The organism is Aeromonas sp. QDB56 (assembly GCF_027705505.1).
Classification (GTDB): domain Bacteria; phylum Pseudomonadota; class Gammaproteobacteria; order Enterobacterales; family Aeromonadaceae; genus Aeromonas; species Aeromonas caviae.
In genome coordinates this window covers 1-13,452 of sequence record NZ_JAPDBZ010000109.1, presented here as the reverse complement: position 1 = coordinate 13,452, position 13,452 = coordinate 1, and the positions used below count along the sequence as shown (strand labels likewise).

Here is a 13,452-nt window from a genome sequence, read left to right as displayed (position 1 = left end):
TGCCGATGTGGAGCGGGTGATGTCACTTTGTAGCCGAGATTGGATAAAGCTGACCTAATGTTTAATCCGATTGGTATCATCCATCAGATCGATGACGCCGGAAACGAGCCAGAGGGTCAGCCCGCCGGTGAGGGAGAGATAGGTTTTCAAGGTGATCTGGGCACACTGCACCACCCAGAACATGAACAGCAGGGTCAACACGTTGAGCGCTTCGGCCAGAGCCCCGACGGTATAGAGGTTGTGCTCTGCCAGGAGATCAAAACTGGCCCCATCCAGGATCCCCGTCAGCAGCAGCAGACAGGGCAGGCTCACCAGCGCGAGACGACGGCAGGGAGGAAGCGAGAAGAACCGGGCGGGGTGAACGGATAACCTGAGGGGAGTCTTCATCATGTTTTGGGCTCCAAGCGCGCATGTCTTCTATCCCGAATGGCAGCCGTTGGCTGCCATCGCCAGCGAACCCCGACGGCATTCCTGGTGGCAAATCACTGATATTGTGGGCCGATTTTTCCATAAAAAACAATCCCCTCACCATATGGGTCAGGGGATTGTTGCAACGGGGACTGCGCGATCTGCCGTGACATCGGGGCGGGCGGCCCTTCCCTGTTCGTCCTCACGGCAAGCGGGCAGTGCTGCCTCAGGCGCTCCGGCGCAGGGCCTGATGCTGGGCGGCGCCGTTGATCACCGCCTGCAGGGAGGCGTTGACCACGTCGCGACCGACGGCGACGCCACACATCCGGGTGCCCTCGACGCTCAGCAGCACATAGGCGGCGGCGCGGGATTCGGTGCCGGCGGTGAGCGCATGCTCGGAGTAATCCAGCACATCGATGTGCATGCCGGTCTGACGCTGCCAGCCGTTGACCAGGGCGGTGATGGCACCCTCCCCTTCACCACACAATTGCAGGGTGCCGTGGGGGGTCTGCAACTCCAGGCGCAGGCTCTCCTGACTGTCATGACCGAGCTGGAAGCGCCCGATGCGATAGCCGTGGGCCGGCTCAAGATAGTGCTGCTCGAACAGGGTGCGGATCTGCTCCGGGCTGATTTCGCTGCTGCTCGCCTCAGCCTCGGCCTGCACCCGGCGGCTGAAGTCGATTTGCAGCCAGCGCGGCAGTTGCAGACCGAGGTCACGTTCCAGCAGATAGGTCACCCCTCCCTTGCCGGACTGGCTGTTGATGCGGATCACCGCCTCGTAGCTGCGACCGAGATCGGCAGGATCGATGGGCAGGTAAGCCACGTCCCAGTAGTGATCCGGTTTTTCTGCCGCGAGAGACTTGCGGATGGCGTCCTGGTGGCTGCCGGAAAACGCCGTGTAGACCAGCTCGCCGGCATAGGGGTGGCGCGGGTGCAGGGCAATCTGGGTGCAGGCCCCCACGGTGGCGACGATGGCATCCATGTCGGACAGGTCCAGCTCGGGGTCAATCCCCTGGCTGTAGAGGTTCATGGCCATGGTGACGATGTCCATGTTGCCGGTGCGCTCCCCGTTGCCGAGCAGGGTGCCCTCGATGCGATCCGCCCCCGCCAGCACCGCCAGCTCGGCGGCGGCCACCCCGCAGCCTCTGTCGTTGTGGGTGTGGATGGAGATGCTCACCTCGGGTCGCGCCTTGAGGTGTCGGCAGAACCACTCCACCTGATCCGCAAACACGTTGGGGGTGCTCACCTCCACCGTGGCGGGGAGGTTCAGGATCATGGGACGGGCAGCGGCACGCCACTCGTCGATGACGGCGTCACACACCTCGACGGCGAACTCCACCTCGGTGCTGCTGAAGCTCTCCGGAGAATACTGGAAACTCCACTCAGTGCCCGGATTGCGGGCCGCATACTCCCGCACCCAGCGCGCCCCCTGCACGGCGATGGCCTTGACCCCGTCCTTGCCTGAGTTGAACACATAGTTGCGCTGGGTCGGGTTGACCGAGTTGTAGACGTGGACGATGGCCCGCCTCGCCCCCTTGAGCGCCTCGAAGGTGCGGGCGATGAGATCTTCGCGCGCCTGCACCAGCACCTGGATGGTGACATCGTCCGGAATGAGGTTGCGATCGATGAGTTCGCGCACGAAGTCGAAATCGGGCTGGGAGGCCGCCGGGAAGCCCACCTCGATGTGCTTGAAGCCGATGTGCACCATCAGCGCCCACATCTGCAGCTTTTGGGCCACCGTCATCGGCTCGACCAGCGCCTGGTTGCCGTCGCGCAGGTCCACAGCGCACCAGAGCGGCGCCCGCTCCAGCACCCGGTTGGGCCACTGGCGATCCGCCAGACTGATGACGGGGGAGCGGCGGTATTTGCGATGATCGAAGCTCATATTCAGATTCCCTTGACGGATGGGCGAGGCGCCGGACGACCGGGCCGACAGGCGGGTGGGGCAAGGAGGGGAAGCGGGCTGGCGCGGTAACGCCGGCCCTGACGAGTCGCGCGGCGGTAACCCCGCGACCGGTTTTCCTGCGGCCCCCGTCGGTCACCGGGGCCGGCCACGGCAGCCGGATCGGGCTGCGGGCGCTGATCCTCTCGCACGCCACCTTTCGGTGTGTCGGCGCAGACGACCTTGTTTGTATGAGCACCCAGTATAGGGAGGTCGTGGGGGCGAGAGATTGCGAAGATTGCACCCCATCATGCCAATTCAGCAATATTGATGCAGCGAAAGTTCATTCATGGGGTGAGTATCACCACCCATGATGATTTATTCGCCATCTCACCCATCTTCCTTGAAGGCGTTTCCCCGGGAGTGGCAGGGCGCAGGCAATAAAAACCCCGCCATCGCTGGCGGGGTTTGCGTGCATCGAGCGGGCAGCGTGCTGCCGGTGCTCTTAGCGGTTGTTCACCTTCTCGTGCAGCTCCTGCACCGAGTTCACATTGGCGGTGGCATCGACACTGATGGCCATGCAGGTGGCGAAGGCCGCGTGCAGCGTGGTGGTGTAAGCCACCTTGTGCTGCAGGGCGCCACGGCGCAGCTGCTTGGAGTCCTCGATGGCCTGACGACCCTCGGCGGTGTTGACGATGTAGGTGTACTCGCCATTCTTGATGCGATCCAGAATGTGCGGACGACCCTCGTGCACCTTGTTCACCAGACGCGGGTTGATGCTCGCCTCGCCCAAGGTCACGGCGGTGCCGTGGGTGGCGTCGAGGTCATAACCCAGCTCCAGCAGCTTGGCGGCCAGGTTGACCACCCGTTCCTTGTCGCCGTGGCGAACGGACAAGAGGGCGCGACCTTCACTCGGAACCTGGTGACCGGCCCCCAGCTGCGCCTTGGCATAGGCCTCGGCGAAGCTGCTGCCTACCCCCATGACTTCACCGGTGGAGCGCATTTCCGGCCCCAGCAGCGGATCCACACCCGGGAACTTGGCGAACGGGAGAACCACCTCTTTCACCGAGTAGTAGGGCGGGATGATCTCCTGGGTAAAGCCCTGCTCCTTCAGGCTCTGACCGGCCATGACGCGGGCGGCGATCTTCGCCAGCGGCGCGCCGGTGGCCTTGGAGACGAAGGGCACGGTCCGGGCGGCACGGGGGTTCACCTCGATGAGGTAGATCTCGTTGTCTTTCACCGCGAACTGCACGTTCATCAGGCCGACCACGCCGAGCTCCAGCGCTAATTTCCGCACCTGCTCGCGCATCTCATCCTGGATGGCCTTGGACAGGGTGTAGGGCGGCAGGGAGCAGGCGGAGTCGCCGGAGTGAATACCGGCCTGCTCGATGTGCTCCATGATACCGCCGATGACCACGTCAACGCCGTCGCAGATGGCATCCACGTCCACCTCGGTGGCGTCGTCCAGGAAGCGGTCCAGCAGTACCGGTGACTCGTTGGAGACGCTCACCGCCTCGGCGAAGTAGCGGCGCAGATCCTGCTCGTCATAGACGATCTCCATGGCGCGGCCACCCAGCACGTAGGAGGGGCGCACCACCAGCGGGTAGGTGATGCGCTCGGCGGTCAGCACGGCCTGCTCCAGGGCGGTGACGGTGCCGTTTTCCGGCTGCTTGAGGCCGAGGCGCTCCACGGCAGACTGGAAGCGCTCGCGATCTTCCGCGCGGTCGATGGCATCGGGGCTGGTCCCGATGACCGGCACGCCGTTCGCTTCCAATGCCCGCGCAAGCTTCAGCGGAGTCTGGCCGCCGTACTGGACGATGACGCCCTTGGGCTGCTCGACCCGCACGATTTCCAGCACGTCTTCCAGGGTGACCGGTTCGAAGTAGAGACGGTCGGAGGTGTCGTAGTCGGTGGAGACGGTTTCCGGGTTGCAGTTGACCATGATGGTCTCGTAACCGTCTTCGCGCAGGGCCAGGGCCGCGTGCACGCAGCAGTAGTCGAATTCGATGCCCTGACCGATACGGTTCGGGCCGCCACCGATGACCATGATCTTGTCGCGGTTGGTGGGGTTGGCCTCGCACTCCTCGTCATAGCTGGAGTACATGTAGGCGGTGTTGGTGGCAAACTCGGCCGCGCAGGTATCGACCCGCTTGTAGACCGGGAAGATGTTGTGACGGGCGCGCAGCTTGCGCACTTCCCCTTCGGCCACGCCGAGGATCTTGGCCAGACGCGCGTCGGCGAAGCCCTTGCGTTTGAGGCTGCGCAGGAAGTCGGCATCCAGGCCGGCCATGCCGCGCTCCTTCACCTGCTCTTCCAGCTTGACCAGCTCTTCAATCTGCACCAGGAACCAGGGGTCAATCTTGGTCAGCTTGAACACGCCGTCCATGGAGAGACCGGCACGGAAGGCGTCGGCGATGTAGAAGATGCGCTCGGCACCGGCATCCTGCAGCTCGTGGCGAATGCGGGTCAGGGAGTCGGGGGCATTGAGGTCCACCATGGGGTCGAAGCCGGTCTTGCCGGTCTCGAGGCCGCGCAGCGCCTTGTGCAGGGACTCCTGGAAGTTGCGGCCGATGGCCATCACTTCGCCCACGGACTTCATCTGGGTGGTCAGACGGTCGTTGGCGCCGGCGAACTTCTCGAAGTTGAAGCGCGGTACCTTGGTGACCACGTAGTCGATGGCCGGCTCGAAGGAGGCCGGGGTGCGACCGCCGGTGATGTCGTTCATCAGCTCGTCCAGGGTGTAACCGATAGCGAGCTTGGCGGCGATCTTGGCGATGGGGAAACCGGTCGCCTTGGAAGCCAGCGCAGAGGAGCGCGACACCCGCGGGTTCATCTCGATGATGACCATGCGACCGTCTTTGGGGTTGATGCCGAACTGGACGTTGGAGCCGCCGGTCTCGACACCGATCTCGCGCAGCACCGCCATGGAGGCGTTGCGCATGATCTGGTACTCCTTGTCGGTCAGCGTCTGGGCCGGCGCGACCGTGATGGAGTCACCGGTGTGGATGCCCATGGGGTCGAAGTTCTCGATGGCGCAGACGATGATGCAGTTGTCGTTGCGATCCCGCACCACCTCCATCTCGTACTCTTTCCAGCCGATGAGCGACTCGTCGATGAGCAGCTCCTTGGTCGGCGACAGATCCAGACCGCGCTCGCAGATCTCCACGAACTCTTCCGGGTTGTAGGCGATGCCGCCGCCGGAGCCGCCCATGGTGAAGGAGGGGCGGATGATGCAGGGGAAGCCCACTTCGGCCTGGACCTTCCAGGCCTCTTCCATGTTGTGGGCGATGCCGGCGCGCGGGCACTCCAGGCCGATGCTGCGCATGGCCTTGTCAAAGCGGGAGCGGTCTTCGGCCTTGTCGATGGCGTCGGCGGTGGCGCCGATCATCTCCACACCGAACTCCGCCAGCACGCCGTGCTGCTCCAGCGCCAGGGCGCAGTTGAGGGCAGTCTGGCCACCCATGGTGGGCAGGATGGCGTCCGGGCGCTCTTTCTTGATGATTTCGCGCACCACTTCCCAGGTGATGGGCTCGATGTAGGTGGCGTCGGCCATCTCCGGGTCGGTCATGATGGTGGCCGGGTTGGAGTTCACCAGGATGACGCGATAGCCCTCTTCTTTCAGGGCCTTGCACGCCTGGGCGCCGGAGTAGTCGAATTCGCAGGCCTGACCGATGACGATGGGGCCGGCGCCGAGGATCAGGATGCTCTGTAGGTCGTTACGTTTTGGCATGGCTTCTCTTTTCCTCTTAAGCGCGATACTGCTTGATCAATTCAATAAAGTGGTCGAACAGACCGGCACAGTCGTGCGGGCCCGGGCTCGCCTCCGGGTGCCCCTGGAAGCTGAAGGCCGGGCGGTCGGTGCGATGGATGCCTTGCAGGGAGCCATCGAACAGGGAGACGTGAGTCGCGCGCAGGCAGTCCGGCAGGCTGTTCTCGTCCACCGCGAAGCCGTGGTTCTGGGCGGTGATCATCACTGTGTTGTCGTCCAGGCTCTTCACCGGGTGGTTGGCACCGTGGTGGCCGAACTTCATCTTGACGGTCTTGGCGCCGGAGGCCAGACCCAGCAACTGGTGGCCCAGGCAGATGCCGAACACCGGGGTGTTGGTGGCCAGGAAGGCCTTGATGGCGTCGATGGCGTAGTCGCACGGCTCGGGGTCACCGGGGCCGTTGGAGAGGAAGATGCCATCCGGGTTCATCGCCAGCACCTCGGCGGCCGGGGTCTTGGCCGGCACCACGGTCAGGCGACAGCCGCGGTCCACCAGCATGCGCAGTATGTTGCGCTTGACGCCGAAATCGTAGGCCACCACGTGGTACTTGAAGTCGCCCTCTGCCGGGGTGACGTGCCCCTTGCCGAGCTGCCAGCTACCTTCTGTCCAGCTGTAGGATTCGCTCACGGTCACTTCTTTCGCGAGATCCATCCCCTTGAGGCCGGGGAAGGCGCGGGCCTGTTCGAGGGCATGGGCTTCATCGAGCTGCTTGCCGGCCAGGATGCAGCCGGCCTGGGCGCCTTTCTCGCGCAGGATGCGGGTCAGCTTGCGGGTATCGATGTCGGCGATGCCAACGATGTTGTGAGACTTGAGGTAATCGGAGAGGGATTGCTGATTGCGGAAGTTGGAGGCCAGTATCGGAAGGTCCCGGATGATGAGGCCCTGAGCATGGACCTGACTGGACTCTTCATCTTCGCTGTTGGTGCCGGTGTTGCCTATATGGGGGTAAGTGAGAGTAACGATCTGACGGGAATAAGAGGGATCTGTGAGGATTTCCTGATAGCCCGTCATCGACGTATTGAAAACCACTTCACCAACGGAACATCCCTCGGCGCCTATCGACACGCCTTTGAACACAGTTCCATCTTCCAGCACTAGCAATGCAGTGTGATTCAAGACAACCTCCAGTTATTTAGCTTTAAATTCAGCAATTTACCTGGGTGTTGCGGGTCCGGACGCTGTTTGAAACAGGGTTCAAACCCGGCAGATTTCTGGCAAATTGGGCGCATTCTACTTAAAAACGATCTCATTTCAACGTCTTTTCTCGTTTGAAATGCATCTAAATTCAATAAACAAGCAACATTACCCATTATCTATGCACTCATTCGCTTTGCAACCCCCTCTTCAAAAAGAAAAGCCAAACACAGACCACAAAGCGACACCCGATGCCGTGCAACGTACAAAAAACCAGATTTACCACTTAGTAAACAGCAAGATAGAAAATCAAAAAATAAACAACACAACAGCAAAAACACCATTTGAAGCCAGAAAAGTGAACGCAAATAATAGAAAACGTTTTTCTTTGATTGCATTTTTAGTCTATTTCACATCAGGACGAAATGCCCCCCGCAGGGGAATATTGAGACCCAAACCCGTTACCCCTTGATGACATTTTTGTCGCAAGAGGGTGGCAGGCTTGTAAGAATGGCAGGATTTAGCGAGGTTCACTCAAAAAGTGATGATTAAGGCTTATTTCTACAAAAAAGTGACAAAAAACCCCGGCGGACCGGGGTTTGGCAACCAGTACGGGAGTCTGCACTCCCCCTGAAGACGGTTTATTTCAGACCGAGCACATCCTGCATGTCATAGAGACCGGCCCCTTGCTGGCCGAGCCACTTGCCCGCCCGCACTGCACCGTTGGCGAAGGTCAAACGGCTGGAAGCCTTGTGGCTGATCTCGACCCGCTCGCCGATGTCGGCGAACATGACGGTGTGCTCCCCCACCAGATCGCCGGCGCGGATGGTGGCAAAGCCGATGGTGTTGCGATCCCGCTCACCGGTGATCCCCTCACGGCCATAGACGGCGCACTCTTTCAGATCCCGGCCCAGGGTTTTCGCCACCACTTCCCCCATGGAGAGCGCGGTGCCGGACGGTGCATCCACCTTGTGTCTGTGGTGCCCCTCGATGATCTCGATGTCGGTGTACTCCCCCATCACCCTGGCCGCCTGCTCCAACAGCTTGAACACCAGGTTGACCCCGACCGAGTAGTTGGAGGCGAAGACGATGCCGATCTGCTTGCCCGCCTCGTGCAGGGCCGCCTTGCCCGCGTCGTCGAAACCTGTGGTGCCGATAACCATCTGCTTGCCATGCGCCAGTGCAAAGGCGAGGTTCGCCAGAGTCACCTCGGGGCGGGTGAAGTCGATGATGAGATCGAACTCGTCCTTCACCTTCTCCAGACTGTCGCTGATGATGACGCCAAGGCGCCCCAGGCCGTTGAGTTCACCCGCATCCAGACCCATCACGGCAGAGCCCGGTCGTTCCAGCGCCGCTCCCACCACCACGCCCTCGGCGTTGGCGATAGCCTCCAGCAGCACCTTGCCCATACGACCATTACAGCCCATCACGGCCACACGGATCGGATTGTCCATCTCCACCCTCTCATCTCTTTATTATGGAAAGAGACCGTTTTACCAGCCCGCGTCCCCTTTGAAAAGCCCGATCTGGCCCGCCAAACCACCCCGACGTTTAAACGATAAATTCATTAAAAACAGAATAAATAACGGAATAACCAGACAAGTCAGAATCTCGAAGCAAAAAGCCCTATCCATCTGGACGGCTATCTTGACCCGGGCGGGCCGACTCACTACTGTTGGCCCCCCATGGTGGCAGGATGCCCGCCCTGTGCCCGCCCTGGAGGCGCCACAGGCAACGACAGGAGGTCATTGTTCAAGTTTCGAGGAACACATGATCCAGACCCAACCCCGTGCCAGAGCCCTGCTGCCCCTTCTGGTCTTTCTTGCCCTCTTCATCGGTACCGGTACCTGGCTGACCCTGCAGGGGGTCGAGTTCGCCTTCTACCAGCTCCCCGCCCCCGTTGCCGCCCTGCCCGCCGTCATGCTGGCCCTGCTGATGGGACGCGAGGGGTTCAACAAGAACCTCGAGACCTTCTTCAAGGGAGTGGGCGAGAGCAACATCATGGCCATGTGCCTCATCTATTTGCTGGCGGGCGCCTTCGCCACCGTGGCCAAGGCCACCGGCGGGGTGGATGCCACGGTCGCCCTCGGCCTCTCCCTCATTCCGGGCTGGTGCCTGCTGCCGGGGCTCTTCCTCATCTCTGCCTTCATTGCCACCGCCATGGGTACCTCCATGGGCACCATCGGCGCCGTGGCACCGGTGGCGCTCGGCGTCGCCCATGCCGCCGGCATCGATCCGATGCTGATGGCGGGGACCATCCTCTCCGGCGCCATGTTCGGGGACAACCTCTCCATCATCTCCGACACCACCATCGCCGCCACCCGCAGCCAGGGCTGCGAGATGAAGGACAAGTTTCGCGAGAACATCAAGATTGCCGCCCCCGCCGCCGTGCTGGTGATCCTGCTCTATCTGGTGCTGGGCTCCACCGGTGAAGCGCCGGCCCCCACCGCCGAGGCGGACTTGCTCAAGGTCGCCCCCTATCTGCTGATCCTGGTGCTGGCCCTCTCTGGCATGAACGTCTTCATGGTACTGGGGCTCGGCATCCTGGCGGCCGGTGGCGTGGGGCTGCTTGGCAGCTACTCCCTCGGCCAGTTCAGCAAGGACATCTATCAGGGCTTTACCAGCATGCAGGAGATCTTCCTGCTCTCCATGCTCATCGGCGGTCTGGGTGCCCTGATGGAACGCCAGGGGGGGCTCGCATGGATAAGTGAGCGCATCGCCGCCCTGATTGCCCGCTTCACCCGCCACCACGATGGCGAGCAGAACGAAAAGGCGGCCGAGCTCGGCATCGCCGGCGTGGTGAGCCTCACCAACCTGTGCACCGCCAACAACACCGTGGCCATCATAGTCGCGAGCAAGGTGGCCAGGGATCTGGCGGACCATCACGGGGTCACCCCGCGCCGCGCCGCCTCCATGCTGGACATCTTCTCCTGCGTGGTACAGGGGCTGATTCCCTGGGGCGCCCAGGCGCTGCTGCTGGGTTCCATCTTCGCCCTCTCGCCGATCCTGGTCGTGAGCATGAGCTTCTACCCCATGGCGCTGGCCCTGGCCGCCATCGTGGCCGTTTTCCTCAAGCACCAGATGGGCGCAGTGGCTCCCGCCCCCCACCGTTCCTGACGCCCGACCTCAGGGGCCGCCCGGCTGGCGGCCCCGCCATCGGCTTTTCATCCCGTCGGCCCCTTGCTAAGGTAGCGCCAGCCCACCTTTGCCCAGGAGTCCCCATGCCGGATCCCCAACCCGAACGCCAGAACCTGCGCCAGCTCATTCGCCAGCGCAGAAAAAGCCTGAGTCAGGCCGAGCAGCAGGCGGCGGCCCAGCAGTTGGTCGAACGCTTCCAGGAACACCCCGGCATCCTCGCGGCCAGGCGCATCGCCCTCTATCTGGCCAACGACGGGGAGCTCGATCCCCTGCCCGCCATCCACTGGCTGTGGGCCCGGCAAAAGGAGGTCTACCTGCCGGTGCTGCACCCCTTCACCCCGGGTCACCTGCTCTTCTTGCGCTACACCGCCACCACCCCCATGACCCGCAACCGCTACGGCATCGCCGAGCCCGAGCTCGACGTGCAGCAGGTGCTGCCCCACAGCATGCTGGACATCATCTGCACCCCGCTGGTGGCCTTCGATGAGGCTGGCAACCGCCTCGGCATGGGGGGCGGCTACTACGATCGCACCCTCGCCTGCTGGCACGAGCACCAGCTCGGCCCAAGACCTCTGGGGCTCGCCCACGACTGCCAGCAGGTGGATGCCGTCCCCCGGGAGCAGTGGGACGTGCCGCTCCCCCAGATCATCACCCCCAGCCGCAGCTGGCACTTTGCCTGATGAGACGGGGGCGCCCCCTTCGGTTCAATAAACAGGCAAACGATTTACATCTTGGGGATTTTTGCGCCGGAACGTGAGCACCATGGTCGCTCTGGGGGGGATGCTTGGATATAATGCGCCCGCTTTTTCCATAAGGATCCATCATGACTCAAGATGAAATGAAGAAGGCGGCCGGTTGGGCTGCGCTCAAATACGTGGTACCCGGCACCATCGTCGGGGTGGGCACCGGCTCTACCGTCAATCACTTCATCGACGCACTGGCGACCATGAAAGACCAGATCAAGGGCGCGGTGTCGAGCTCCATCGCCTCCACCGAGCGCCTCAAGGGTCTCGGCATCCCGGTGTTTGACCTCAACGACATCGATGCCCTCTCCGTCTACGTGGATGGTGCCGACGAGATCAACGCCAGCCGCGACATGATCAAGGGGGGCGGCGCCGCCCTGACCCGCGAGAAGATCGTCGCCGCCGTGGCCGACCAGTTCATCTGCATCATCGACAACACCAAGACCGTCGACGTGCTGGGCACCTTCCCCCTGCCGGTGGAAGTGATCCCCATGGCCCGCGAATACGTGGCCCGCGAGATCCGCGCCCTTGGCGGCAACCCGGTGTGGCGTGAAGGGGTGGTGACCGACAACGGCAACATCATCCTGGACGTCAAGGGCATGGCCATCACCGATGCCAAGGCTCTGGAAACCCGCCTCAACAGCATCGTGGGCGTGGTCACCAACGGCCTGTTCGCCCACCGTGGCGCCGACGTTGTGCTGATCGGCACCCCCGAGGGTGTGATCACCAACTAAGGCCTGCTCCCCGGACCTCCCCCTCCGGGCAAGCCCCCGCCCGGGTCAGTCAACCTGACTGCCCCAAATGGACAACGGCGCCTCATGGCGCCGTTTCTGGTTATCCCTCAATGGCTTGTAGCAGCACATCTGCAACAATCGTTGATAACTTCAAAGAATTTGACTTTCGTCACAAATATTCCCTCTCCCAAACGTTTTTGCTACTTTACGGTTTTCTTCACACTGCAAGCCTGAACGCATTTTTCAAAACAATAGAGGGAACGTCATGACAGTCAAGTTTTCGCTGGACAAGGATAAGATCAAGGTACTGCTGCTGGAGGGAGTCCATCCCAACACGGTGGAGACCTTTCGGGCAGCCGGCTACACCAATGTGGAATATCTGAAGACGTCCCTGTCGGAAGAGGAGTTGATCGAGCGCATTCGTGACGTGCATTTTGTGGGCCTGCGTTCACGCACCCAGATCACCGAGAAGGTGCTGGATGCCGCCACCAAGCTGGTGGCCATCGGCTGCTTCTGCATCGGCACCAACCAGGTCTCCCTCGACGCCGCCCACGTGCGCGGCATCCCCGTCTTCAACGCCCCCTTCTCCAACACCCGCTCCGTGGCCGAACTGGTACTGGGGGAGATCCTGCTGCTGCTGCGCGGCATTCCCGAGAAGAACGCCAAGTGCCATCGCGGCGTTTGGGAGAAGCTGGCCAACCGCAGCGTCGAAGCCCGCGGCAAGAAGCTCGGCATCATCGGCTACGGCCACATCGGCACCCAGCTTGGCATCATCGCCGAGATGATCGGCATGAAGGTCTATTACTACGACATCGAGAACAAGCTCTCCCTTGGCAACGCCATCCAGGTGCCGAACCTGGTGGAACTGCTCAACATGTCTGACGTCATCAGCCTGCACGTACCGGAAACCGCCTCCACCAAGGATCTCATCGGTGCAGAGCAACTTCGCATGATGAAACCGGGCGCCATCTTCATCAACGCCTCCCGCGGCACCGTGGTGGACATCGACGCCCTGGCCGACGTCATCAAGAGCGGCCACCTCTCCGGCGCCGCCATCGACGTCTTCCCGGTGGAGCCCAAGTCCAACAACGAGGAGTTCCTCACCCCGCTGCGCGGCCTGGACAACGTGATCCTGACCCCCCACATCGGCGGCTCCACCCAGGAAGCCCAGGAAAACATCGGTCTGGAAGTGGCCAACAAGCTGGTCAAATACTCCGACAACGGCTCCACCCTCTCCGCGGTCAACTTCCCGGAGGTCTCCCTGCCCGGCCACAAGGGCTCCAGCCGCCTGCTGCACATTCACCGCAACCAGCCCGGCGTGATGAACCAGATCAACCAGATCTTCGCCGACGAGGGGATCAACATCGCCGGTCAGTACCTGCAGACCAGCAGCGAGATCGGTTACGTGGTCATCGACGTCGAAACCGAGCACAGCGAGAAGGCCCTGGCCCGTCTCAAAGAGATCAATGGCACCATCCGTGCCCGGATCCTGCACTGATAAGCCCTTATCTGCGCAGCAAAAAGCCCGTCGTGACGACGCAATGCTGTTCACTTAAGCGGAGCCGCATAGCGATTTACCGGAAAACGGGTCTTTGATATCTTCACCGCCCTGGGTCTCGATGGCCTGGGGCGTTTTTCTATGAACA

9 protein-coding genes are annotated in these 13,452 nt (G+C 62.1%); 4 read left to right on the top strand and 5 right to left on the bottom strand.

Going from position 1 to position 13,452, the window contains the following annotated elements:
• Positions 1-54: 54 nt before the first annotated feature.
• The 5 genes from OKB81_RS15295 to dapB form a co-directional block, all read right to left on the bottom strand.
• Entirely contained in the window at positions 55-390 is a 336-nt protein-coding gene (locus tag OKB81_RS15295) for a hypothetical protein (protein WP_270667832.1), read from the bottom strand.
• A 244-nt stretch (positions 391-634) separates the two neighbouring features.
• Positions 635-2,293, bottom strand: a complete 1,659-nt coding sequence (leuA, locus tag OKB81_RS15290) for a 2-isopropylmalate synthase (RefSeq protein ID WP_160837456.1) — start codon at positions 2,291-2,293, stop codon at positions 635-637.
• 502 nt (positions 2,294-2,795) lie between these two features.
• Positions 2,796-6,020, bottom strand: coding sequence for a carbamoyl-phosphate synthase large subunit (gene carB / locus OKB81_RS15285; protein ID WP_160837458.1), 3,225 nt, complete (start codon positions 6,018-6,020; stop codon positions 2,796-2,798).
• Positions 6,021-6,036: 16 nt separating this feature from the next.
• Positions 6,037-7,173 carry a glutamine-hydrolyzing carbamoyl-phosphate synthase small subunit gene (carA, locus tag OKB81_RS15280; RefSeq protein WP_042078154.1) on the bottom strand — a complete coding sequence of 379 codons (1,137 nt, stop codon included), beginning with the start codon at positions 7,171-7,173 and terminating at the stop codon, positions 6,037-6,039.
• A gap of 659 nt (positions 7,174-7,832) precedes the next feature.
• Positions 7,833-8,645 (bottom strand): 4-hydroxy-tetrahydrodipicolinate reductase, encoded by an 813-nt coding sequence (gene dapB / locus OKB81_RS15275; protein ID WP_160837461.1) that lies wholly within the window; start codon positions 8,643-8,645, stop codon positions 7,833-7,835.
• Positions 8,646-8,961: 316 nt separating this feature from the next.
• Between dapB and OKB81_RS15270 the strand changes: the two genes are divergently transcribed.
• The 4 genes from OKB81_RS15270 to serA all read left to right on the top strand — a co-directional run bounded on the left by OKB81_RS15270 (position 8,962) and on the right by serA (position 13,304).
• Positions 8,962-10,308, top strand: coding sequence for a Na+/H+ antiporter NhaC family protein (locus tag OKB81_RS15270; RefSeq protein ID WP_160837463.1), 1,347 nt, complete (start codon positions 8,962-8,964; stop codon positions 10,306-10,308).
• A 104-nt stretch (positions 10,309-10,412) separates the two neighbouring features.
• Positions 10,413-11,009 carry a 5-formyltetrahydrofolate cyclo-ligase gene (locus tag OKB81_RS15265; protein WP_160837465.1) on the top strand — a complete coding sequence of 199 codons (597 nt, stop codon included), beginning with the start codon at positions 10,413-10,415 and terminating at the stop codon, positions 11,007-11,009.
• A gap of 143 nt (positions 11,010-11,152) precedes the next feature.
• The gene (gene rpiA, locus OKB81_RS15260) at positions 11,153-11,806 is read left to right on the top strand and encodes a ribose-5-phosphate isomerase RpiA (RefSeq protein WP_039040383.1); all 654 of its coding nucleotides are present in this window, start codon (positions 11,153-11,155) and stop codon (positions 11,804-11,806) included.
• Between the two features lie 265 nt (positions 11,807-12,071).
• Positions 12,072-13,304, top strand: coding sequence for a phosphoglycerate dehydrogenase (serA, locus tag OKB81_RS15255; protein ID WP_113977420.1), 1,233 nt, complete (start codon positions 12,072-12,074; stop codon positions 13,302-13,304).
• Positions 13,305-13,452: the final 148 nt, after the last annotated feature.

What these genes read in the sequence shown, in the direction of transcription:
- OKB81_RS15295 (WP_270667832.1), bottom strand. Translation starts at nt 390, where the DNA reads ATGATGAAGACTCCCCTCAGGTTATCCGTTCACCCCGCCCGGTTCTTC.
- OKB81_RS15270 (WP_160837463.1), top strand. Translation starts at nt 8,962, where the DNA reads ATGATCCAGACCCAACCCCGTGCCAGAGCCCTGCTGCCCCTTCTGGTC.
- serA (WP_113977420.1), top strand. Translation starts at nt 12,072, where the DNA reads ATGACAGTCAAGTTTTCGCTGGACAAGGATAAGATCAAGGTACTGCTG.
- dapB (WP_160837461.1), bottom strand. Translation starts at nt 8,645, where the DNA reads ATGGACAATCCGATCCGTGTGGCCGTGATGGGCTGTAATGGTCGTATG.
- carB (WP_160837458.1), bottom strand. Translation starts at nt 6,020, where the DNA reads ATGCCAAAACGTAACGACCTACAGAGCATCCTGATCCTCGGCGCCGGC.
- leuA (WP_160837456.1), bottom strand. Translation starts at nt 2,293, where the DNA reads ATGAGCTTCGATCATCGCAAATACCGCCGCTCCCCCGTCATCAGTCTG.
- OKB81_RS15265 (WP_160837465.1), top strand. Translation starts at nt 10,413, where the DNA reads ATGCCGGATCCCCAACCCGAACGCCAGAACCTGCGCCAGCTCATTCGC.
- rpiA (WP_039040383.1), top strand. Translation starts at nt 11,153, where the DNA reads ATGACTCAAGATGAAATGAAGAAGGCGGCCGGTTGGGCTGCGCTCAAA.